This is a genomic window from Anaerolineae bacterium (assembly GCA_016931895.1).
GTDB lineage: Bacteria > Chloroflexota > Anaerolineae > 4572-78 > J111 > JAFGNV01.
Window position 1 is genome coordinate 31793 of sequence record JAFGDY010000030.1, and the last position, 24783, is coordinate 56575.

Annotated in this window: 16 protein-coding genes and 1 pseudogene; 15 read left to right on the plus strand and 2 right to left on the minus strand. The window is 53.1% G+C overall.

The window, feature by feature from the left end; translation table 11 throughout:
• Positions 1-86: 86 nt before the first annotated feature.
• Positions 87-1013 carry a thioredoxin-disulfide reductase gene (gene trxB / locus JW953_02515; protein MBN1991549.1) on the plus strand — a complete coding sequence of 309 codons (927 nt, stop codon included), beginning with the start codon at positions 87-89 and terminating at the stop codon, positions 1011-1013.
• On the opposite strand, the gene JW953_02520 is transcribed toward trxB, so the two are convergent.
• Complete coding sequence (locus JW953_02520) at positions 1010-1867, minus strand: SDR family oxidoreductase (protein MBN1991550.1); 858 nt, start codon at positions 1865-1867, stop codon at positions 1010-1012. The genes trxB and JW953_02520 overlap by 4 nt on opposite strands.
• 422 nt (positions 1868-2289) lie before the next feature.
• Between JW953_02520 and JW953_02525 the strand changes: the two genes are divergently transcribed.
• Positions 2290-2661, plus strand: a complete 372-nt coding sequence (locus tag JW953_02525; protein ID MBN1991551.1) for a response regulator — start codon at positions 2290-2292, stop codon at positions 2659-2661.
• Between the two features lie 458 nt (positions 2662-3119).
• Here the strand turns inward: JW953_02525 and JW953_02530 are convergent.
• Positions 3120-3200, minus strand: a pseudogene (locus tag JW953_02530) (energy transducer TonB).
• Positions 3201-3489: 289 nt separating this feature from the next.
• Between JW953_02530 and JW953_02535 the strand changes: the two are divergent.
• The 13 genes from JW953_02535 to JW953_02595 all read left to right on the plus strand — a co-directional run bounded on the left by JW953_02535 (position 3490) and on the right by JW953_02595 (position 24771).
• Entirely contained in the window at positions 3490-4104 is a 615-nt protein-coding gene (locus JW953_02535; protein MBN1991552.1) for an FHA domain-containing protein, read from the plus strand.
• A gap of 247 nt (positions 4105-4351) precedes the next feature.
• Positions 4352-5419, plus strand: a complete 1068-nt coding sequence (locus JW953_02540) for an amidohydrolase family protein (GenBank protein ID MBN1991553.1) — start codon at positions 4352-4354, stop codon at positions 5417-5419.
• 33 nt (positions 5420-5452) lie between these two features.
• Complete coding sequence (gene pyrF, locus JW953_02545) at positions 5453-6871, plus strand: orotidine-5'-phosphate decarboxylase (GenBank protein ID MBN1991554.1); 1419 nt, start codon at positions 5453-5455, stop codon at positions 6869-6871.
• Between the two features lie 23 nt (positions 6872-6894).
• Positions 6895-7890 (plus strand): aspartate carbamoyltransferase, encoded by a 996-nt coding sequence (gene pyrB / locus JW953_02550; protein MBN1991555.1) that lies wholly within the window; start codon positions 6895-6897, stop codon positions 7888-7890.
• A 52-nt stretch (positions 7891-7942) separates the two neighbouring features.
• Positions 7943-8875: a dihydroorotate dehydrogenase gene (locus JW953_02555; GenBank protein MBN1991556.1), complete on the plus strand. Its 933-nt coding sequence runs from the start codon at positions 7943-7945 to the stop codon at positions 8873-8875.
• 101 nt (positions 8876-8976) lie between these two features.
• Positions 8977-9729: a class I SAM-dependent methyltransferase gene (locus JW953_02560; GenBank protein MBN1991557.1), complete on the plus strand. Its 753-nt coding sequence runs from the start codon at positions 8977-8979 to the stop codon at positions 9727-9729.
• Positions 9730-9731: 2 nt separating this feature from the next.
• A complete protein-coding gene (locus tag JW953_02565) occupies positions 9732-10514 on the plus strand; it encodes a dihydroorotate dehydrogenase electron transfer subunit (protein ID MBN1991558.1) in 783 nt (260 codons plus the stop codon).
• Positions 10515-10610: 96 nt separating this feature from the next.
• Positions 10611-11072: a response regulator gene (locus tag JW953_02570; protein MBN1991559.1), complete on the plus strand. Its 462-nt coding sequence runs from the start codon at positions 10611-10613 to the stop codon at positions 11070-11072.
• Between the two features lie 15 nt (positions 11073-11087).
• Positions 11088-11465 (plus strand): response regulator, encoded by a 378-nt coding sequence (locus JW953_02575; protein ID MBN1991560.1) that lies wholly within the window; start codon positions 11088-11090, stop codon positions 11463-11465.
• Positions 11465-11908, plus strand: a complete 444-nt coding sequence (locus JW953_02580; protein MBN1991561.1) for a response regulator — start codon at positions 11465-11467, stop codon at positions 11906-11908. Before JW953_02575 ends, JW953_02580 begins: the two co-directional genes overlap by 1 nt.
• Positions 11909-11976: 68 nt before the next feature.
• Positions 11977-16440: a GAF domain-containing protein gene (locus JW953_02585; GenBank protein ID MBN1991562.1), complete on the plus strand. Its 4464-nt coding sequence runs from the start codon at positions 11977-11979 to the stop codon at positions 16438-16440.
• Positions 16437-17519 (plus strand): GAF domain-containing protein, encoded by a 1083-nt coding sequence (locus tag JW953_02590; protein ID MBN1991563.1) that lies wholly within the window; start codon positions 16437-16439, stop codon positions 17517-17519. Before JW953_02585 ends, JW953_02590 begins: the two co-directional genes overlap by 4 nt.
• Positions 17520-17550: 31 nt before the next feature.
• Entirely contained in the window at positions 17551-24771 is a 7221-nt protein-coding gene (locus JW953_02595) for a GAF domain-containing protein (protein MBN1991564.1), read from the plus strand.
• The last annotated feature ends 12 nt before the right edge of the window (positions 24772-24783 follow it).

Below are 24783 nucleotides of genomic sequence, written 5' to 3' on the forward strand. Positions count from 1 at the left end.
TTTGGCCCTGTTTTGTCGTCTAAAGATAAGTAAATTAAGAAATAATATTTGGGCTGTGTCCTTTAATTAAGGAAAAGGTGATTAAGATGAGCAACGACATCCGTGAAACCATCATTCTTGGTTCTGGCCCCAGTGGTTTGGCCGCAGCCTTATATGCCGGTCGGGCCGAGTTGAAACCGCTGGTTATTACCGGCAATGAATTTGGCGGGCAGATCAATACCACCAGCGAAGTTGAAAATTATCCCGGCTTCAGCGGCGCTACCGGCCCAGAATTGGTGGCAGTAATGAAAGAGCAGGCCGAGCGTTTTGGCGCCGAAATAAAAATGGATTACATTGAGCAGGCTGATTTGAGCCAACGTCCCTTTAAACTTTCGTCTCCCGGCGCCGATTATTATGCCAAATCCCTCATCATTACCATCGGCGCATCGTATCGTAAATTAAACGTGCCGGGCGAGGTAGAATTGACCGGGCGCGGCGTAAGTTATTGCGCTACCTGTGACGGGTTTTTCTTTAGAGAGCGGGACATTGTGGTGGTAGGCGGCGGCGACAGCGCCCTGGAAGAGGCCATCTTTTTGACCAGGTTTGCCCGCAGCGTCACGGTCATTCACCGCCGGGACGAACTCCGCGCCGGCCCTATTCTGCAAACCAGGGCCAAAAAGAATGAAAAGATTAACTTTATCTGGGATACCGTTGTTACCAGAATCAAAGGGGAGGCCGCCGTAACCGGCCTGGAATTAAAAAACGTAAAAACAGGCGAAACCTGGACCCACCCCACCGACGGCGTATTTATTGCCATTGGCCACATCCCCAACTCGGCTTTGTTCAAAGGCCAGCTTGAGATTGATGAACAGGGCTTTATTGTTACCGATAGGCGTTTGCGTGCCAGTGTTGAAGGGGTGTGGGCGGCCGGTGAAATCACCGACTCCGTTTTCAGACAGGCCATTACCTCGGCGGGGATGGGAGCTGCGGCGGCCATTGAGGCCGAACGCTGGTTGGCCGAGCAAGCCGATTAGCCGTTGCGTTGTTTTAATATAAACCAGTCGCGCACGCGGTCGGGCAGCAGTTTAATTGCCAACGCAATAACCTTGGTGCCTCGTCCCACCAGATAGCGAGTTTTGGGTTGTTTGGCCGTGAGCGCGTGCGTTACCGCCCCCACCACCTCGTCAACAGAAACGGCGTTTTGGCCGGCCTTAAAAATGGTCTGGCGAGTGGTGGTCATTGCCTGGCCGTAAAGGTCGTGTACTTCTGGCGGCCAGGCATTGGCTAATTCATCGGCGGCGGATAGCGATTTTTCCCAAATGGGCGTGTCAATGGCTCCCGGTTCAATCAACGACACCTGGATGTTCCAGGGCCTAAGTTCCAACCGCAACGAGTCGGTCAGCGCCCTGAGAGCGAATTTTGAAGCGGCGTAAGGCCCCATAAAGGGCATCGCTCCCCGCCCGCTAATTGACCCCATATTAATAATCCGGCCCCGGCCCAAGCGGAGCAGGGGCAAAAAGGCCTGGGTTACAGCAATTTGACCAATCACGTTAACCTCAATCTGCCGGCATAGGGCCTCAATAGACAGAAACTCAAGCGGCCCTCCCACGGCAATGCCGGCATTATTGACCAATCCGGCCAAACCGGCCGGGCCGGCAAAATCACGCACGGCTTCTGCGGTGGAGATAATGGTCTTGTTTTGGGTTACGTCTAAAAACACCGGCATTAATCGGCTGGATGCTTGTTGCCGTAAAGCTTCGGCGTCTGCTTGTTTGCGGACCCCGGCAAAAACGTAAAATCCTAGCTTGTCCAGGTGTAGCGCGCAAGCTTGGCCTATGCCGGTTGAGGCCCCGGTTACGACCACTACTTTTGGTGTTTGGTTTGTCATTTATCCTCGCTCAGATAATATTTGGATGAATTTTTGGTCCGGTTTCCCCCAATGGCTCTATGGTAGCCAGAGAGAGCAGAATGTCAAACCAATAGTTATTTTGTGAGTAATAGTTTGCTTTGAATTAGGAAATGAATTAAACTAATTTAGGATGGACGTTAAAAAAGAGAAAAACCCGCGCTGCCACAAACGCGGGTTTTTCATTAGGAGGGAGGGTTCACACTACTTAACTTAGTGTGTCTACACTATACTCGTCAAAGATTAAAAAAAAATGAAACAAAGATTAAATTAAGATTAAAAAATACTGTTTTTGGGGTATATATGTAGCAATTTTGCTTGATATACTGTGGCGGTTGTCTTGAGAAAATTTGTGCTTTGCGCTATAATGTAGGCAAAAGTAAATCACTCGATTGGAGCGATTTGTGTCAAAGGTATTATATATTGAAGATCATCCTGCTCAAAGAGACATCCTGGCTCAGATGCTTGAACTCAATGGTTTTGAAGTGGCTGTAGCCAGCGATGGGGTGGAAGGCGTTGAAAAGACAAAAGCTTGGCTTCCGGATTTGATTTTGATGGATTTACGCATGCCCCGGATGGACGGCTTTGAGGCCATCAAAATCATTCGTTCTGAAGACACAACGGCCCACATTCCAATTATTGCTATTTCTGCCTGGGCCAGCGCCAAACATAAAGAACGCGCCCTGGCGGCCGGCGCCAATGAGCATTTTACCAAGCCGGTTGATCTGAATCGGCTGCTGACCACTATTGGACGTTATTTGAAAGACGAACAGTAGAAAGCGTTTGCGGCAAGAAAAAATGCGACAGCTTTTTAGCTGCCGCATTTTTTTTATCCTTAAATCAAATGAGGTCAGGATGATGAGGATGATCTCAAATGGTTGAACACCCCTACCAGCAACAGCGCCAATAAAGCAACCCCCATCCAGCTTATATAATGATGATTATTGGCCGGTAGCGCGCCGCCGCCTTCCGGTATGGCCGCCAGGGGAACGGTGGCGGTCATTGTAATTTCCTGGGTGGGCGTTTGGATCACCAGCGTGTTGGTGGGTGTTATCTCGACGAGGGCCTCCTCGGTGGGCAGCATTGAGGTTGGCGTTGGTTCAGATTCATCTATTGGTTCCTCGGTGGGCGGTTCTTCTGTAGGTGATTCTTCTGCCGGGGCACTGGTTGCTGTTGCTTCTTGTTGAGGTGGATTGGCTTCGGTAGACACTTCCTGTCCGGGCTGAAGGATAACGGGGGTACTGGTTGGAGTTGGCAAAGGGGTAGCGGTGGGGGTGGGGGTAGCGGTGGGCGTATTGGTGGGCGTAGGGATAGGCACAAAAATAGTGGCCGTTGGGATCGCCGCCTGCTCGGCCTGGCGATTCTGAATGAGATAAACCGCGCCGCCCAACCCTACCAGACCAATACAGATCAGGCCCAACAAAGCTATCGCCAACAATATAAAAAGTCTGCTTGATTGTCCTCTGTTAATAATTATCACCCCCAATCATCAATAACTTTACGTATAATAATAACGCCATTTTTCATTATGGTCAAGTGTATGGATTTCAAAAGTTAAATGTGCTATAATAATTGTTGATATTTCCGCAAATAGGTGAGCATTTTTGGTACGTTATATTGCCGATACAGAAGACGAATTTACCGAGGCCGAGTTTCAAACCATTCAGGAAGCGCCGCCTACGGCCTACCTGACCCTGGTTGCCGGGGGACGCCTGAGTCATTCGTTCCCCTTACGCGGCGAAGTGCGCCTGGGCCGCGAAAAAAGTAATGCGATTGTGGTGGCCGATCAAAAAGTCTCCCGTCATCATGCCAGTTTTACCCCCATTGATAACACCTTCATCATCAGCGACCAGGGCAGCGCCAACGGCACTTACGTTAACGGCGTGCTCATTGGGCAACCAACCCGGCTAAAAAACAATGATCGGGTTAGTGTGGGGGATACTCATTTTCTTTTTACCACCGCCCCACCAGATTCTAATGCCCCTGATCGCCCTGCCCCGCCCCTCTCTCCGCCGCCTGCTTCTGTGCCGGTTGCATCTGGCGTAGCCGCGATGGCTTCAGGAAATAACACCTCGCTGTGGATGTTATTCGGCTGTATGGCCCTGGTTATCATTGTTTTGCTGTTCATTGTGGCCGTGTTTTTAGGGATATTTGTTGGCCGCGCCCAACTATTGGGGTGGGTCATGTTGGGCCTGGCTCAAGGGAGTGGCTGGTTTTAAAAGTGGTGGGTGGGGAATAATTAGGGAAAATCTCGTTCAGTTTGTGATTTGTCCTGTCTCTGGGGTTATGTTATAATCCAGCCCCGGCGCGAAATTGTTGGAGGGTGAATGAGCCTGAACCTTCACCTTGGCAATTTAATACGTTGGCTAAGTTGCTTATCAGAAATCAATGGCCCGATTCTCCAAGAATCGGGCGTTTTTTTATGCTCATTGCCCGCCTGCTAAACAAAGCGCCCAAATAAGGAAAATGTTAAAATTACCCGGTTTGATAGACGTTCATACCCATTTGCGCGTGCCCGGCGGCGAGCATAAAGAGGATTTTGCCACCGGCACGGCGGCGGCTTTGGCCGGTGGCTTTACCCTTATATTGGCTATGCCCAATACCACGCCGCCTCTCGCCTCGTTAGAGGTTTTGCAGGAAACTCGACAAAAGGCCCAACAAGCGATCCGCTGCGATGTTGGGCTTTTTGCTGGGGCCGGCCCTGGCCAACTCGACCAGTTACCCCGCCTGGCTCCTTATGCCGGCGCCCTTAAAATTTATCTTAATGAAACCTTTGGCCCCTTGCGGGTGGTAGAATTATCTGCCCTGATGACCTGTTTTCGCACCTGGCCTCGCTCAAAAATAATTGCCATGCACGCCGAGGGGCAAAGCGTGGCGGTGGGCATTGGCCTGGCCGCCGTTTACCAACGCCCCGTTCACTTTTGCCACATCAGCCGGAAAGCCGAAATTGAACTGATTGCCGCAGCCAAACGGCAGGGTTTGCCGGTAACCTGCGAAGTGACCCCCCATCATCTTTTTCTCACTCAAGCTCACTCTGATTTACTGGGGCCGTTGGCCGACATGCGCCCCACCTTGGCTCACCAAACCGACGTGGCTGCTTTGTGGGCGCATCTTTCTGCTACTATTGATTGTATTGCCACCGATCACGCCCCCCACACCCTGGCCGAAAAACACTCATCCCAGCCCCCGCCGGGCGTTCCTGGTTTGGAAACAGCCTTACCGCTCATGCTCACCGCTGTTCAAGAAGGCCGCCTCACCCTGGAGCGACTGATTGAATTGATGGCTACCAATCCCCGGCGTATCTTTAACCTCCCGGCGCAAGCCGATACTTACGTTGAAGTGGACCCTCAAGCCCAATACACCATTTCTAACCAGGACTTGCAAACCAAGTGCGGCTGGACCCCCTTTGCCGGCATGATCGCGACCGGACGGGTGCAGCGGGTGATTTTGCGCGGAGAAACCGTTTTCGATGTTTCTCAGGCAGCGCGTCGCCGGGTATTGGCCAGACCGGGCAGCGGGTGGGTGTGGCCGTAACGTCTGGAGTCTCATCTACCGGAGGAATCCATCTTGCCAAATAAAACCTTTATCCAAAAATTGACCGGCGCGATTGAGCGTAACAATTCGCTGTTGTGTGTTGGCCTTGACCCTGATCCGGTGAAATTCCCCGGCCATTTCCCGCCTACGGTTGACGAAAAAGCGTTAGTTGCCTGGGGCAAAGGCCTTATCGAGCAAACCGCCGACCTGGTTTGCTGCTACAAACCCAACATCGCTTTTTACGAGCAGCATGGCCCGGCCGGCCTGGCCGCGCTGGCCCAAACCATCAAAGCCGTGCCGGATGACCTCCCCGTGTTGCTCGACGCCAAACGCGGCGACATCGGCAGCACTGCCGCAGCCTATGCCCGGGCTGTATTTGAGGTGTTGGAAGCGGACGCGGTTACGCTTAATCCCTACCTGGGCCGCGACGGGGTGGACCCTTTTCTGACTTACCCCGGCAAAATGGTCTTTATTTTGGGTTACACTTCCAACCCCTCGGCCAAAACCGTGCAGGAGTTTGGCTCCGGGGCAGAGCGGTTGTTTGAACATATTGCCCGCCAGGCTCAAACCTGGGGCAGTGTGGAGCAAATAGGGTTTGTGGTGGGGGCTACTCAGCCGCACGCCCTGGCCCAGTTCCGGCGTTTGACCCCTAATTGGATATTGGCCCCCGGCGTTGGCGCGCAGGGGGGCGATTTGGCGGCAACGCTGGCTGCCGGTTTGACCGGCAGAGATAGCGGTATGCTTATCCCTGTTTCGCGGGGAGTTATTTATGCCAACAACCCGCGGGCGGCCGCGCTGGCTTTACGGGACCAGATCAACCAAGCCCGACAGAAGGTCAAGCCTGCCCCACAACCGGCTTCACCCGCTACGGCTTTGATTTTGAAGCTGTACGAAGTAGGCTGTCTTCAATTTGGCCAATTTACCCTGGCTTCGGGCAAACAGTCGCCCTTTTATATTGACCTCCGGCGGGTGGCCGGTGATGCTTCCCTCTTAAAAATGGTGGCCGAGGCCTACGCCGGTTTGTTAAAACCGCTTTCGTTTGACCGCATTGCCGCAGTGCCTTATGCCGCCTTGCCCATTGGCGCGGCGGTGACGCTCCTTACCAACGGTTCGCTGATTTATCCGCGTAAAGAGGTGAAGGCGCATGGCATCGGCAGAGCCATTGAAGGCGTTTTTGCCAGGGGTGATAGGGTGGTGGTGCTTGAAGATTTAGTGACCAGTGGTGGCAGCGTGCTCAAGGCCATTGAAACATTGGCGGCCGCCGGTCTGCACGTAGCGGATGTGGCTGTGTTGATTGACCGCGAGCAGGGCGGCGACAAAAACCTGGCCGAAAAGGGCTATCGTTTGCGCGCCGCGTTTCGATTATCTGAAATTCTGGATACGTTGAGTGAGTTGGGTAAAATTTCGGCGGAGCAGGTGGCCACGGTTAAAAAGTATCTTGAGGAATCTTAATCCATTAAATAAGGAATGAAACAATGCTGACCACAACTGTAGAACCTTTATTTAACTTTGCTGCTGTGCCCGGCCCGGCTGATTCCAGAAATGGTTTGAGCGGCCAGGACATTCTTTCCGTCTCCCAGTTTAACCGGGAGACGTTGTCTTACATTTTTGGCCGGGCGCGGGAGATGCGCGAGATGGTGAATCGGGTGGGCGGAACAGATTTGTTGGCCGGTTTTGTGCTGACCTGCCTTTTTTACGAGCCAAGCACGCGCACCAGCGCCTCTTTTATTGCCGCTATGGAGCGGCTGGGCGGCAGTGTCATCCCCATCACTCAGGGCGTGCAATTTAGCTCCGTAAGCAAAGGTGAAACCCTGGCCGACACCATCCGCACCCTGGAGCAATATTCTGATGTGATTGTGTTGCGCCACCCAGAGCTTGGCTCGGCCCAGACGGCGGCCGATTACGCCCAAATCCCCATCATCAACGCCGGCGATGGCGCCGGCGAGCACCCCACGCAGGCACTCTTGGACCTGTTCACCATCCGCGAAGAGTTGGGCACGGTGGACGGCCTGAAAGTGGCCATGGTGGGCGATCTGCGCTATGGCCGCACCGTCCATTCGCTGACCAAATTGCTGGCCCAGTATGACGTGAGTTTGCGCTTTGTCTCCCCCGAAATTTTGCGCATGCCCATGGTGATCATGAACGAGGTCATTGACGCGGGCAAAGACGTGCGCGAAACCCACGATGTGGCCGATGTGATTGAAAATGCCGATGTTTTGTATGTAACGCGGGTGCAAAAAGAACGTTTTACCGATCTGGCCCAATACGAGGAGGTCAAAGACCAGTACGAAATCACCCCAGAAATTATGGAAAAGGCCAAAGCCAAAATGATTGTGTTGCACCCCCTGCCCCGCGTTGGCGAAATCCATTACTCCGTTGACCACGACCCGCGCGCGGCCTATTTCCGCCAGGTCAAAAATGGAATGTATATTCGCATGGCCTTGCTGGCGGCAGTGTTGGGGAGAGCGTAGAGGGTGAGGATCACGTATCAGGTCAGGTGTCGCGTGTTACGGATCTATGCTTATGCCGGTTTCTAAACTTTCCTGTAACTTCTTAAATTTTCAACTCCATACCCCCCTGGTGCTGGCTTCCGGCGTTATTGGCACCAGCGCGGCGTTGATGGCGCGGGCGGCGCGTAACGGGGCGGGCATGATTACGGCCAAAAGCTGCGGCCCAACGCCTCGGGCCGGACATCCCAATCCGGTAGCGTTTGACTTTGGCGCGGGCTTGCTTAACGCCATCGGCCTGACCAACCCCGGCGCAACGGAGGAGGCTAACCTGCTGGCCGTAACCCGCTTGCAATTGCGGCCCTTGGGGGTGCCGTTGATCGCCAGTATTTTTGCCGGAACGGTAGACGAATTTGTGCAAGTGGCCCGCATTGTTGAAGCCAGCCAGCCCGACATGCTTGAAATCAACATCTCCTGCCCCAACGTAGGCGATGAGTTTGGCACGCCCTTTGCCGCCACAGGCAACAGCGCCGCCGCTGTTACCGCAGCGGTCAAAGCAGCGGTAGCTTGCCCGGTGGCTATCAAACTGGCTCCCAATGTGCCCAACATTGCTCGCATTGCCGCAGCGGTAGTGGAGGCCGGGGCCGATGCCATTACCGCCATCAACACCATGCCGGGCATGGCCATTGACCCTGTTTCGGGCCGGCCCCTCCTCTCCAACCGGGTGGGCGGCATCTCCGGCCCGGCCCTTAAACCCATTGCCTTGCGCTGTGTGTATGAGATTGCCAAAGTGGTTTCCGTGCCCATTATTGGCACCGGCGGCGTTTCTACCGGCCCGGATGCGGTGGAAATGTTGGCTGCCGGGGCCTCGGTGGTGGGCGTGGGATCGGCGGTCTATTATCGCGGCGTGTCGGCCATGCAACAGATTGGCGAAGAGTTGATGGCTTTTATGGATCAGTATCATGTCTCTTCAGTAGAAATGCTGAGAGGGAGAAGTCATAACTATTAATGTTTTTCGGTAGAGACAGGACATTGCCCTGTCTCTACCCGGTAAAAATTCAAAATCTTTTCTGAATATCTATAAGATGCACAAGGAGGTTGTAACAAGATATGTCTCAAAATTTGTATGAGGATTTTGCCGGGCGATACGATTTGTTCCACAGTGGCTTTGATGACCACGATCCTTTAGAGCTTGCATTCTTTCGCCGACTCTTTGCGGAAAATCAGGTGCGGAGCGTGCTGGACTGCGCTTGTGGCACCGGGAAACACCTGCATTTGTTTCATCTCCTCGGCTGTGAGGTTGTTGGGTCCGATACCTCGGCGGCGATGCTGGCGCAGGCAGAGAAAAACCTTAGCGCATGTGGCCTGGACCTGCCCCTGCATCAGGTAGACTATCGCGAGTTGCCGCAATATTTTGACCGGCAATTTGATGCGGTCGCTTGTTTGTCCAGCTCCATTCACCACATGCCCAACGAAACCGAAGCGGCCAACGCTTTTAAAAGTATGCTTGGGGTGTTACGGCCCGGAAAGATATTGGTTTTAACCCAGGGCACCACGGACAAACAATGGCAAGAGAAACCAAGATTCATTCCCGCCATCAACCAAAAAGATTTCACCCGGTTGTTTGTGATAGATTATTTGGGCGCGGGCGCGCGGTACAACATTTTAGACATTTTCCATAGCGACGAGCTTTGTGATTTTAAGGTTTGGAGCGTGGAATACCCCCGCATGTACTTAAAAAATGATCAGGAGAGATTGTTAAAAACAGCCGGCTTCAAAGTTGTGGATGCCTATGGGAGTTACGATTTTGAGGCGTATGATAGTGAAACAAGCCGGCGGTTGATTTTGGTGGCCCGGAAATAATTATGAGCCAGCACCATATTGAGGGTCCGTTAATAAAGCGGGCCTCTTTGCCCCAGGCCGTCCGCATCGTTGGCATCAAGGTTGAAAACGCTGTTACCAAAACCTTCACCCTGGCCGATTCCCTTGAGGCTCAACCGGGTCAGTTTGTAATGGCCTGGCTGCCCGGCCTGGAAGACAAACCCTTCAGCTTGGCCGGAGCCAGGCCTATCACGCTGACCATTGCCGCGGTGGGGCCTTTTAGCCGGGCCATCCATCAATTGCAAGTGGGCGATCTATTGTGGCTGCGGGGGCCTTTGGGGCAGGGGTTTCGCCTGCCCGCTTCCGGCGGACACCTGTTGCTCATTGGGGGTGGCTATGGGGTGGCGCCGTTGTTCTTTTTGGCTCGGCAGGCGCTGGCGGTTGGCTGCCGGGTTTCAATGATTATTGGCGCTGCTACGGCTAACAGCCTGCTTTTGGCGGATGAGTTTCAAGCCTTGGCGGTGCCCCTCTGGCTGACCACCGTAGACGGCTCGGCGGGCCGGCCGGGCCTGGCCACAGACGCCATCCCCCTGGTATTGGCCCACGCCGCCGATCCTCCAAAAATGGTGTATGCCTGCGGGCCAATTGGCATGCTCCAGGCGGTTGCGGCCTGGTGTGAGGCAGAGAATCTCCCGGCGCAATTATCGTGGGAAGCCCCCATGCGTTGCGGCCTGGGCTTATGCGGCAGTTGCGAGGTTGGCCGGGGTTGGTTGACCTGTTTAGACGGGCCGGTGTTTCAATTCAATCCTCTTACCCATTCTCCATAACTGTAACCATCCTGTAACCACAACAAAAGATATTTTGTGTTATATTAAAGCTAGGGCCATTCAATCTGTCGGGCTGTATTTTGAGGAGCAAGAGGTATGCTAGACCAGCATAATCGGCCAAAGCGTATTTTAATTGTTGATGATGAGTCAACCCTGGTTTTCTTTTTAAAGCAAGGCTTACAAGAATCCGGTATTTCTTGCCTGGTTGACGATGCCGCTTCCGGTGAAGAAGCGTTAACCAAACTAACCTATAATCGGTACGATTTACTGGTGACCGATCTAAAAATGCCCGGCATCAACGGGTTTACGTTGTTGGAAGTGGCTCGTTCGCTGCATCCAGATATTAGCATTGTGCTGATGACGGCCTTTGGCTCGCCCGAAGTGCAAGAAGAAGCGAAGCGGCTTAAAGTAGATGGTTATCTCACCAAACCATTCCCCACCGCGCAATTACAAAGTTTGGTTAATGAGGTGTTGGCCGCCCAAAACGCTTTGGGGGGCTCCCCGGCAACAAGTCGGCAAGGGGTGCTGCTTGAACAAAATAGTGAAGAACTTTCATAAGGAGGCCGCTCAACTATGGGCAAAGCCAAGGTGCTATATATTGAAGACAACCCTGATAACATGATCCTGGTGAAACGAGTATTGGAGATAGAGGGTTACGAGGTGATTGCCGCTGCCACCGGCAAGGAAGGATTGCACAAGGCCCTTCTGAACCTGCCAGACATCATTATTACCGACATCAACTTGCCGGATATTGACGGCTACGAAATTACCAACAACTTAAAAAAAGAAAGAGCAACCGCTCACATTCCCATTGTGGCCATGACGGCCAATGTGATGAAAAAAGACCGAGACAACGTTTTTGACGCCGGCTGCGACGGTTACATCTCTAAACCCATTGATGTTGACGAACTTCCCGAACAGATTGAAAGCTTTCTGAAAGGTGCCTCATGATGACCGATATAGCGACAAAGACCCAAAAAAAACAGATTGATCCCAAAGATGCTTACGTGTTGGTGGTGGAAGACAACCTGCAAAACCTGGTGTTGATTGCCCGGCTGTTGGCCTTTATTGGCGTCCGCCGGTACGAGTGGAGAGCCTCCGGCTGGCAGGTTTTGGAATTTGCCGACACCATGCCCCAGGTTGACCTGGTGCTGATGGACCTCCACCTGCCTTACCAGGACGGTTACGAAGCCCTGGCCAAATTGCGCAGCGACCCCCGTTTTGCCGAAACTCGGATTGTGGCCGTCACCGCCGACGCCAATCCCGCTTCCATGGAAAAAGCCAAAAAAGCCGGGTTCGATGGATTCCTGGGCAAACCCATAGACCCCGACAAATTCCCCGACCAGATCATCCAGATTCTACAGGGGAATACCGTGTGGGATTTAGGGTACTGATTACAAGATTGTCGCTTTTTTATTAAAATTGAGTTAGGCCGATCACGAGTCAAGAATTGAGAAACATCATGAGCCAACAAGAGGTGGTTAAACAACTGCAAGCGCAAGTTGAAGAATTGACCCAAACGCTGGCCAAAACCAATCGTCTGGCGCAATACCTGGAAACCGGCGCCCAGGTGAGCCGGGTGATTGCTTCAACCCATAATCTTGATAAGCTTAACAAACAAATTGTCAAAATCATCAAAGATGGCTTTGACTTTTACCAAGTAGCCGTTTTTTTGATTGACCACTCGGCCCAATGGGCGGTGCTGCACGAGGCCACCGGCAAGGCCGGTCGGGAAATGAAAAAAGAGGGCTATCGCCTGCCGGTGGACGACGATCAATCCATTATCGGTTGGGTCAATCAAAATAGAAAGCCATGTTTTTTTTATTTCCACGAACAGGAAAGGGGTCAAAACGGGCGCCATCGTCATTATCATCTCACCCCTCCTCCCCCTCGCACCGGACGCCGTTTGGAGATGGTGCTGCCCCTTATTGCCAAAGATCGCCTGGTTGGCACCCTCCATTTGCAAAGCGCCAAAGGCAGCACGTTTGAGCCGGATGATGTAACGGCCTTGCAAACCCTGGCCGACCAGATTGCTTCGGCCATTGAAAAAACGCAGCTCTACCTTGAGGCTATCTCTGAACGCGATAAAAATAGCCTGCTCTATGAGATCAGCAATGCCCTGAGCAAAGCGCTGGACTTTGACGCCGTAACCGCCACCGCGGTTGGTTTTGCCAACCGCCTGGGCGCTACCTCCGGCGAAATCCACTTACTGGCCGATACCGGCGAGGTTTACTTTAAAAGCACCTATCCCGAACGGAACGAACTCTCAGACCCGGAACGGCAAACCGTGGTTAAGCGTATCCTGGCCGAAGGTTTGGACGCCTGGGTGCTCAAACATGAGCAATCGGCCCTTATCACCGATACGCAGCAGGATGAGCGCTGGCTGGTTATTGAATATGCCGACCAAACCGTCTCCGTCCGTTCTATTATCTGCTCGCCTATCAGAGTGGGGCGAGACCAACTCAAAGGGGCCATTTCCTTTGTTCATCCCGAACCCAACCATTTCAACGAGCAAGACCTGACCCGCCTGGGCACCCTCGCCTCGCAAATAGCTGTAGCCCTGGAAAACACCATGCTGGTTAATGATATTCAGCATAACCTGCAAGAAACCCACCTGATGTTAGACATTAGCCGCCAACTGGCGGCCGCCACAAACATCAACGACGTTTACGCCGCCCTGGTCAAAAGTATTATGGCCGTAGGCGTGGAGCGCAGCGTATTATACATGTGCGACGAGCTGGACTCCGGCACTAATTCAAGACATGGCGAAATTGTGTTTGTGAGCGATACCCGTGCCGCCGCCAGCGATGAAGGCATTGGCGACCGTTTCCGCCTGGCCGACTACCCGGTTCTGGAAGAATTGACCCGCACCCAGGAAACGCTGGTTATAGACCATGTTTCCGGCGATCAGCGTTTGAGCGAGGCGGAACAGGAGTTCTTATCAAGATTTGGCACCCAGAGTTTGGCCCTTAACCCCCTGGTAGCGCGCGGCCGGGTGATTGGCTTCATCTCCATAGAATACCGGGTGCCCTATAGCTTCAACCAGCGTGAACTGGCCATGTACCGCACCGTCTGTAACCAGACCACCATTGCCATTGAAAATGCCCGCCAGATTCAACGCTCCGAAGCGGCCCTGGCTGAAACGCAGTTACTTTACCGGGCGGGTCGCGTGCTGGCCGGCGCCGCCGACATCCAGGAAGTGTTGGAAGAAGCGCTGGTTGAATTTCTGTACAGCCTGGGGCTGGATCAAGGCGCCATTACCCTGCTCACCTCCGACCGCAAATACGGCCAGCTTATGGTTTATGTGCAGGATAGCCAGGTGCAGGATACTGAGGGTTTAAAATTCCCCGTTATCGAAGGCGTACCCTACCAGGAAATCCTGCTGGCCGGCCAACCGTTCACCAGCTACGATGTCGCCAATGACCCCCGCCTGGAAGAGTTTCGCAGTTTCAATGTAGAACCTCCCAGGTCGCTGCTGGAAGCGCCATTGATTATTCAGGGAGAAACGGTTGGCTGGATTGGGGCCGACGCGGTAAAACAACATCGGGAATTTACCCAACGAGAAATTGACCTGGCCCGGGCCATGGCCGACCAAATTGCCATCACCATTCAAAATCGCCGCCTGCTGGAACAAACCGAGCGCCGGGCCGAACAGCTCAGAGCCGTGGCCGAAGTTGGCGAGGCCGTCTCGCGCATGATTGACCTGGATGAAGTGCTCAACAAAACGGTTGACCTCATTCGGGATCGTTTTGGCTTTTATCACGTTTCCATCTTCCTGCTCAACGAGGCCAGAGATTGGGCCGTGGTCCGCGCCTCCACCGGCAAAGTCGGCAAAATTATGGTTGAGCGGCCTCACCGTTTGGAAGTGGGCGGCAAATCCATTGTGGGTTACGTAACCGATCAAGCCCAACCCCGCATTGCCCTGGACGTGGGTGAAGACGCCGTTCACTTCAATAATCCGTTGTTGCCCAATACCCGTTCAGAAATGGCCCTGCCCCTCATTTCTCGCGGCACGGTGATTGGCGCCCTGGACGTGCAAAGTGAAAAAGCCAACGCTTTTAGTAACGAAGATATTGAAACCCTGCAAGTGATGGCCAACCAATTGACCGCCGCTCTGCAAAACGCCCAACTCTTTGACCAAACCCAACGCCGCCTGATGGAACAAGCCACCTTATACGGCATCGGCACCAAAATGGGGGCTACGCTTGATCTCCAGGACGCCACCGATAACCTGGTCACTGAAACCGCCGAAGCTCTTGGCGTGGCCGAGTGCGCCCTGACTTTGATTGAAGAGAACAGCCTTTACACCATCAGCGACTATACCCGGCGAGATACATCACATTCTATCAAACAGCATCGCCGCCCGCATTTTAATTTTAGCGACTCGGCTTACCTGACCAAAGTCATGGAAACCAAACAGGAACTGAGAGTTCACCTCAACGCTCCCTCCATCTTTGATACAAACAGCCCGGAATTTGATTACCTGAAAACGCACCAGGGCACGGCCTTGCTCATTGTGCCGGTGCTACTCAGAAACGACGTGATTGCCTTTTTGGAAGTTTACGACAACAAGCCTGACCGCCGTTTTCGCGAAGACAATATTTCTTTGTTAGACTCCATTGCCCTGCAAGCCGCCAATACCATTGAAAACATCCGCTTGTTTGAGTCTACCCAATACCGTTCCCGTTTGCTGCAAACCGCCGCCGAAGTTTCCCGAACCGCCACCTCGATTCTGGATATTCACGAACTGATTAGCGCCACGGTCAATCTCATCCGTGATAAGTTTGACTTTTATTACGTTGGTCTTTTCTTGGTTGACGAGGAGAAAGAGTGGGCTGTGCTGGAGGCCGGCACCGGCGAAGCCGGACGGCTCCAGGTTGAAGCCGAGCACCGCCTCAAGATTGGGGGCGAGTCTATGATTGGCTGGAGCGTTAAAAATCGGCAGGCCCGCATTGCCCTGGATGTGGGGGAAGATGCGGTTTGGTTCAATAACCCCTACCTGCCTGATACCCACTCGGAAATGGCCCTGCCGTTGATTAGCCGGGACGAGGTGATTGGCGCGCTGACCGTACAGAGCGTGGAGCGCGGCGCATTTTCCGACGAAGACATTATCCTGCTGCAAACAATGGCCGACCAGGTGGCCAACGCTATTCAAAATGCGCGCTTTTTTACCCAAACCCAGCTTGCGCTTTCTGAAACTGAAAAATTGTACCAAATCACTCAGGAATTGCTTTCCGCCCGCGACGAGGAGGCCGTTTATCAAGTGGCCATCGAGGCCATCACTCAGTCGGGCATTGATTCCAGCGCCATCTACATGTATGTGGATGATCCAGACAGCGCCGAGCAAATGATTGAACAAAAAGCAATTTGGGCCAATACCGGCGAGCCAATCTTTCCCAATGGCACCCGCTTCAAGGCCGGCGACCTGGTGATGGAACAACTGGTGCCTTTGCACGATGGCTTGTTTATTGAAGACATTGATGAGGACCCCCGCCTGACCGACCGGGTCCGCCGCTCGTTAAAACTGATCCGCATCAAAACGCTGCTGGTGCTGCCGCTATCCACTTTCCAGAACCGGCTTGGGTTTTTGCTGGTGGCCTATAAAGCCAAAAGCAAAAGCTTTACCACCTCCCAAACCAGGCTCTACCACACCATTGTGCAGCAAATGGTGGTAGCCCTGGAAAACCTGCGCCTGTTAGAAGCATCCCAGCGGCGGGCCAAACGCGAGGAGATTATCCGAGAAATTACCGGCAAAATCAGAAGCACTACCAACGTGGACGATATTCTCAAAACAACCGTGACCGAATTGAGCAAAGTTCTGGGCGCGGCCAATGGCGGTGTTATCCTGGGCCTGGGCGGTTCCGGCTCAAACGTTAATCCCGCTGCCGGATCAGGTCAGGTTGAGTCAAAACGGGTAAAGTCATGAGCAAGTCAACTGAATTGATGGAAATTCACGCTGCCTTATCGCCACAAAAAAGCAAACTGGTTAACCTGTATCACCAGATTTTGCAAGAAAATCCACCCTCCCGCCGCCCCCGGCCTGCCGACTTAAAGAAGCTGGCTGCGGATGAGGTGAAAGCTTTATTGGGCTTTATCAAAAACCCCGACCAGGCCGCAGTTCGCCAACGCGGCGCGCAATTATGCCAGGCCGGTTTGGATGAAGCCGCCCTTTTACAATGGGGACAGGCCGTCCGAAAATTCTGCCTTACCCAACTACCGGAGCAGTTGCGGCTGCCGGTGTTGGATGTATTAGAGTCTTACCACCAAACGGTCACCCGTAGTTACATTCTGGCCCGCGAAATCAGCGTGGTGGAAGAGGCGGAGTCGCTTTTGCAAGAAACCATTGCCATGCAGCAGCTCAGCCAGGCCCTCTCCGGGACCCTGCAATTTGACGAAATCCTGGACTTTTTCTTTCAAACCTGTACCAAAGTGCTGGGGTTTGATTTTGTGATTTTTTCTTTGGTTGACAAAGACCAACAGCGAGTGAACGCCATTGCCGGGGTGGGTGTCTCCCAAGCCCATCTTAAACGCGCCAGCCATCCCATGGACAGCGCAGACATCATGGCCGATATTATCAGAACCGGCAGAACCGAAATTATCACCGGCTGGGATGAACGTTTTGACTCTAAAAACTTTGAGGCTGAAAGTATGGCCGAGTGGGGGATGCGCCTGTTTACGCCCATTACCCTGCGCCGAGAAAATATTGGCCTGGTTGAAGTTGGGTTCAACAAAAATGTGGAAGCCGCCATTGAAGATTCCCAGCTCAGATTGCTCAGAGCCTTTATTGACCAGACCGCCCTGGCCCTGGATAACGCCCAGCGTTACCAGGCCAGCCGGCGCGCCACCCACCGCGAGAGCTTGATTAAAGAAATTACTACCAAAGTGAGAGCCTCGACCAACCTGGATACCGTTTTGCAAACCACTGTGAAAGAGTTAGGCGATGCCTTTGGGGGCAAACGAACCTACGTTCACCTGGTATCCCCTTCCAACAGCCACGACCAGTGAAACGGCCTGGGGAGATTAGAGAGGAAACAGTATGCGCAAGTCAAAAACGCCACCAACCAAAAACAAAGGCGGGGACGCGCACAAAAGCGTGCGCGGGGGCGCGCGCAAGAGCGTGCGCTACAAACCGCTCGCCCAAAAATATGCCCGCCGGCTGCAAATCATCGCCGACATCAACCAGATTCTTGGCTCAAATGAGCAAGCGGGCAGCGCCTTGCAGTCCGCGCTGCATCATCTTTTGACCAACCTGGCTTATCCTGCGGCGCAGATTTACCGTCTCTCGCCAACCGGCAGCGAGTTGTGGTTGTATTTAGAAGTTGGCCCTGGGGCCAAACCCGTTACCCCCAACAAAGATATTTTCTCGGTTGCCGAAGAAAATCCCATTAGCCAGGCCGCGCGGCAGCGCGAGTCGGTAAACATACCTGATATTTGCCGGGGATCAACCTCGTCCTTTGAACAGAACGGAACAGACACCTCCATCCGTTCAGCCCTGGCTGTGCCGCTGCAATACGGCCCTACCTTGCTGGGTGTTTTGAATTTACAAAGCGACAAGCCGGACGACTTTGACGAGGCCGATGTTAGCTTTTTAACCAGCCTGGCCAGCCTGTTTGCCGCAACCATTCAAACCACCCAAACCGTGCAACAATTGCAGAACGACCTGCAAGAAATAGAAATTCTTTACAACCTGCAACGCCAGGAAGATTTAATTAAACATGCCGCCCTGGAGGAAACAAAATCGTTAATAGGGTATCAGTACGACGGCCAGGCCATTACCAAAACAGCCGACATCTCCCCGGCGGCTCAATTGGCCATTGCCAAAAAACAAGAAATGGTTGATACCTTGCAAGATAACGAACATAAGGAATTGATTGCCCCTATCAGGCTTTACGGCGAAACTATTGGCGTTATTGGCATTGAAGATGCGGCCGACGGCAAGAATTGGGCCGAAGACGATATCAGGCTGCTTGAAGAGGCCACGTCTCAAATAGCCCTGGCTATTGAAAGCTCGCGTTTATTGCAGCAAACCCAAAAACGCTCCCAAGAATTATCCATTCTGTTTGAAGCCAGCCGCCAGCTTTCCGAAACCGTTGATTTGCAGCGCATCTACCAGATTCTGACCGCCCAGATTATCAATTACCTGAACGCCGACATGACCAGGGTGTCATTGCTCAATGCCGCCAGAACCCGATTTGAAACGGCGGTGCAACAGAGCCGCAACTTGGCCGACGAAATTGTGCTTGAGGCGGCCAGGCCGCGGTTTGAAATCATAAAAGATTCGGCCTCGTTACGACGCATCCTGGAACACCCTGAATATATCATCGAACACCTGAACGACCCTCACCTGAACCGAAAGTTGCGCCGCCAACTGGAAACGCAAGCCGATAAAGAGATCCAAACGCGAGCGCTCTTTCCCCTGGTGGTGCGGAATAAATTAATTGGCGTTTTGCAGGTTTGCCATTGCCGCCAGCATCGCAATTACACCCAAAACGAATTACAATTGGCCCAGGCCATCATCTCTCAGGTTACGGTGGCCATAGAAAATGCGCAACTCTTCCAGCAAACCGAAGCGGCCCTGGCCGAAACTCAGAAGCTTTATATGGTCAGCCGGGCGTTGGTAGAAAGCACCTCGCTGGAAGATACCTTTAATGTGGTCATCGAAACCATAAAAACTTATGGCATTGACCGGGTGAGCATTTCGCTGTTGGATGTGTCGCCCGCCGACGCTGTTGAAAGCGTAACCATTGTGGCCAGTTGGGATCGAGAATCCGATAGAATTTTGCCGGTTGGTTCTAAAATTTCGGCCACGATGTTCTCCCTGGTAGATGCCTCGGCCAAACCCCCCTTCCATCCCTTAATTTCTGAAGACCTCAGAAACCCCGACGGCCAGGACGAACGGATGGACGACGCTTTCCGTATCTTCATGTATGAGGGTTTGGGCGCCATTACCCTTTTTTCAACGCCTATGTTTTTAGGCACGGAATATAAGGGCGTGCTTTCCATTTCCACCAGAACCCCCCATCACTACACCGAGCAGGAGGTCCGGGTGTACCAAACCCTGGCCGACCAGACCATTATTGCCATTGAAAATCATCGCCTCTTTGAAGCCATCCGCCGCGAACGTGACCAGGCCGCCCTGCTTTACACCATTGGTCAAACCCTAAGCCAGGCCGCGACCATTGACGAGGTTAAGAAAACTGTTTTAACCTGCACCGCCCCAATAGGCGCTGCTCACGGCGAAGTTTATGTGACCGATGGCGAAGCGTTTCTATCTATGGCCTCAACCATCCCGGAACGTCAGAATTTATCACCCGCCGCGGCCCATAATTTAATGCGTTTGATTTTCTCTAATGGCCTTGAGGCCAGGGCGCTGAATACCCGCCAAACCGTTGTCAGGGATAGTAGTCAGGTAGACTGGGATATTCCGGGTGTGCCGGCCCCGCCGGGCATGCGGGCGATGGCCTGTGCGCCTTTTTACTCCCAGCGCAGCAACTTGCAGGGAACATTAACCTTTTTTATTACGCAAGAGGAGGGCTTTACCCCGGATCAGATTTCGTTGATGGAATCCTTGGCCATCCAAACGGCCTCCGCCCTGGAAAATGTCTGGCTGCTACAACAAACCTCTACCGCTTTACGAGAAACCGAAGTTCTGTACCGGGCTGCCGGAGAATTTAACAAGGCGCAACACCCCCAGGAGTTGTTGGACATCCTGGTTAAAAGCCTGGCGCCCGCAGAAACCCAGACGGAAGTGGATATAGACTACATCGCCCTGACCATGATTTCGGCGCTGGCGGATAACGGGGTCCCCGAAAGGCTGGATATTTTGGCCGAGTGGGATAAAACCACGCCCATAGATGAGTGGGCTGCCACTTTTACTATTCCCCTCATCCCCGAAAACTATTCATTCATCACCCAAACCAGCGCCAACACCCACCATGTCATTTATTTTGACAAGCTGGACGAAAATACCCAGGCCAATATCAATACCTATTTTGGCCGGGTTCGGTCCATTTTGGCCGTGCCGCTGGCGGTGGGCCGAAACTGGCTGGGCGTTCTCTTCATCGGCAGCCGTTTAGAGGCGTTTGAATTTAAGCCGCAACTGATCAACCGGGCCACTACCCTGGCCGGCCAGGTGGCGGTGGTTATTCAAAATCTGCAATTGGTTGAAGAAACGCAGCAAAACCTTTATCATTCAGAAATATTGTCCCTGTTGAGCCAGGAATTATTGGTGGCCGACCAGGCCCAGGCCATCTACACCCTCAGCCTCGAGGCCATTGCCGCCACCGAACCCGAACGGGGCGCCGCCATCTTTATGTACGATGAAATTGAAGGCAGTGTAGAATTGGAAATGGTGGCTATCTGGGATAATCCGTCGTTGCCCGACGGAGTGGAGGGCTGGCCCGCCATTGCCCCGGGCGCGCGTTTTTCCACCGACGAGTTGGGCCTGGAGCCGCTGCTCAGAACAGGCCAAACGGTTATCTCAGACAAAATTTTTGAAGACGACCGTTTTACCGAATCCTTACGACAATTGTTGATGTTGATGCAAATTAATAGCCTGGTGGCGGTCCCTATCTGGCTCAACCGCGAAGTCAACGGCTTTTTCCTGATTGGAAACTATAAAAAGACCACTTTTTCCGCCGATGCCGTGCGCCTTTACGAAGACATCGCCCGGCAAACGTCGGTGGCCCTGGAGAATCATCGCCTCCTGGACGAGGCCCAACATCGGGCTACGCTTCTGCAAACGGCAGCCGAGGTCTCGCAGGCCGCCACCAGTTTTTTGGATTTGGACACCCTGCTGACCCAAACGGTTGACCTTATCCGCGACCGTTTTGGCTACTATCACGTTTCTATCTTTTTGATTGACGAATACCGGAATTATGCGGTGGTTGAAGCTTCCACCGGCGAAGTGGGCCGCAAAATGCTGGCCATGCATCACAAGCTAGAAGTAGGCGGCAAGAGCATTGTGGGCACAGCCACCGGCACCGGCAAATCGCGCATTGCCCTGGACGTGGGCGAGGACGCGGTTTGGTTCAATAATCCCCTCCTGCCCGACACCCACTCCGAAATGGCCCTGCCTCTTATTGCCCGCGGCCAGGTGATTGGCGCCCTTGACGTGCAGAGCACCAAACGCGGCGCTTTTACCGAGGGTGATATCACCATTTTGCAATCCATGGCCAATCAATTGGCCAACGCCATCGAGGCCGCCCGTTCCTTCCAGGAATCGCAAAAAGCTTTGGGCGATGTGCGCAAACTGCACGAATACTATTTGCGCGAGCAGTGGGGCGCTTTCTTAAAAGAGCAAAAGGCCACCACCGGCTACCGTCTGACCAAAGACGGCTTTGTCGAAACCCCGGCAGATACCTGGTGGCCCGAAATAGACCAGGCCATTGAAACCAAACAGCCTATGATCATCTCTCCCCCGCTTGCGGCCACCCAAACCCGGCCAAAGGCATCTGGTTCAAACAAGGATAACGGAACGCAAGACTCAACCCAGGCCGCCACGCTGATTGCGCCTTTGAGTTTGCAAAATGAAGTGGTGATTGGTGCCCTTGATTTTGAAGTGCCCGATAAAGACAAACTATTGGCCGAAGACACCCTGCGCATCATCGAAGCCGTGGCCAACCAGGCCACGCAAGCCATTGAAGCGGCTCGTTTATTTGAACAAACCCAGGCCGCCCGCGAAGAGGCAGAGGCGCTCTACAAGGTGGGCCGCGCTTTGGTGACGGCTGAAAACGAGCAGGAAATGTATCACACCGTGCTGGACGAATTGCTCTCAACACTGGGCTTAAAACAGGGTGGGATTCTCTTTTTTGAAGAAGATAGGAAGTTTGGCAAACTCTTCGCCCTCTTTGAAGACGGCAAACCGGCTGAGCCGGGACTGCGTTTTCCCATTGTGGGCAATCCCTCTTACGAAAGACTCATTGAAACCAAACAACCGCTGGCCATTGAAGATGTAGTTGCCGACCCCCTGGTGGCTACGGTGAGAGACATCAACCTGGAGCGCGGTATTGCCTCCCTCTTGCTGGTGCCTATTTTGCTTGAAGACGAGGTGGTTGGGGCCATGGGCGCCGACGCGGTGGGCCAAAAACATGTTTTCACCGAGTCGGAAATCAACCTGGCCCGGGCCATGGCCGACCAGTTATCCATTATGCTGCAAAACCGCCGCCTGCTGGAAAGAACGCGCCGCGGCGCCGTGCAATTGCAAACCAGCGCCGATGTGGGCCGGGTGGCTACCTCCATTCTGGATCAGGAGGTAATGTTGGGCGAGGCCGTAGAGCTTATTAGAGACCGCTTTGGCTTTTACCACGCCCAGGTTTTTTTGATTGACGAATCCGGACGATTTGCGGTGCTGCATAAAAGCACGGGGGCTATCGGTCAGAAATTGTTGGCCTTGAATCACAAGGTTGCCGTCAGAAGCCCCAACATTATTGGCCAGGCTGCCTTCCAGCGCCGGCCCCTGGTGGTTCGCCATTTGGGGACAAACATGCAACCAGACGCCGCTAATCTTGACGTGCCGGAACAACACAAACAATTTCTGCCGGATACCCAGGCCGAATTGGCCGTTCCGCTGCAAGTTGGCGATACCCTGGTGGGCGTTTTGGACGTGCATAGCACCTCACCGGCCGCCTTCAACCAGGAAGACATTGCCACTATGGAAATTCTGGGCGCGCAGTTGGCTATTGCCACCCAAAACGCCCGCGCCTTCCGCGAACAGCAAGAAACAGCGGAACGCCTCAAAGAAATTGATAAACTCAAGACCCAATTTCTGGCCAATATGAGCCACGAACTGCGCACCCCGCTCAACTCCATTATCGGTTTTTCGCGCGTTATTCTCAAGGGCATAGACGGCCCCCTGACCGATTTGCAAAAAGCCGACCTGACCTCCATCCATAACAGTGGGCAGCACCTTTTGAGTTTGATCAACAACGTGCTGGATGTGTCTAAAATTGAGGCCGGTAAAATGGAACTCAATTTTGAGGAAGTGGAGGTTGAACCCATCATCAAGGGCGTGATGTCAACCGCCAAAGCCCTGGTCAAAGATAAGCCGGTAGAATTGCTGCAAGAAGTGCCGGATAATTTGGCCCCGGTTTGGGCCGATCCCACCCGGCTGCGCCAGATTATCCTCAACCTGGTATCTAATGCCTGCAAATTCACCGATGAAGGAGAGATAACGTTGCGCGCTTTCACCGACAATGAAAAATTAACGGTGACGGTGTCTGATACCGGCATTGGCATTCCGCAAGAAAAATTGGAAACCGTCTTTGAAGAATTTACCCAGGTTGACGCCAGCACCACGCGCAAGGTGGGCGGCACCGGGCTGGGCTTACCCATCAGCCGCCACTTTGTGGAAATGCATAAAGGACATATTTGGGTGGAGAGTACCTTGGGCTATGGTTCAACGTTTAGCTTCTCTATCCCCCTGTCCCCAACCGAGGAGCAGGCGGAAGAAAAAATCCCGGAGAATCCGGCAGCGCACGATGACCAGGATGGTGCAGGCAAAGTGATTGTGGCCATTGACGATGATCCTAATGTCATCGGCCTGTACCGGCGTTTTTTGGAAAAGCAGGGTTATGAAGTAATTGGCATCCAGAGCAGCAAAGATGTTATCCCTGAAATCAAAGAACATAACCCCTTAGCCATTCTGCTGGATGTGCTCATGCCTGAAAAAGATGGGTGGGGCGTGCTTAGAGAATTAAAAGAGAACGCCTTTACCAAAAACATTCCGGTGGTTATCTGTAGCATTGTCAGCGATAAAAACCGGGGCTTTTCTTTAGGCGCCGCCGATTACCTGACCAAACCCATTGTTGAAGACGATCTGGTCAGCGCGCTCAAATACGTGGACCAACAAGGCAAAGACCAAATCAAAGTACTGGTCATTGACGACGAAGCCGACGATGTTCTCCTGATCCGCCGGATCCTGGAGGCGCAGCCCAATTACAGCATTTTGGCGGCCAGCGATGGGAAAGAAGGTTTAGAATTGGTGGAAAGCCAGAACCCGGACCTGATCATTCTTGATTTGACCATGCCGGAAATGGATGGCTTTACGGTGGTTGAAAAACTGAAGAATAATGAAAAAACCCGCGCCATTCCCATTATTATTGTCAGCGCCAAAGAGCTGACCGCCAAAGAGCACCAATTTTTAATGGGACAGGTAGAGGTGTTATTGCAAAAGGGCCTGTTTAGCGAAACCGAACTCCTGGAAGATGTGGGGCAGGCCCTTAAGCAGATTCATCAACACAAAGAGTTGGCCCTGTAAGTAACAATCTTA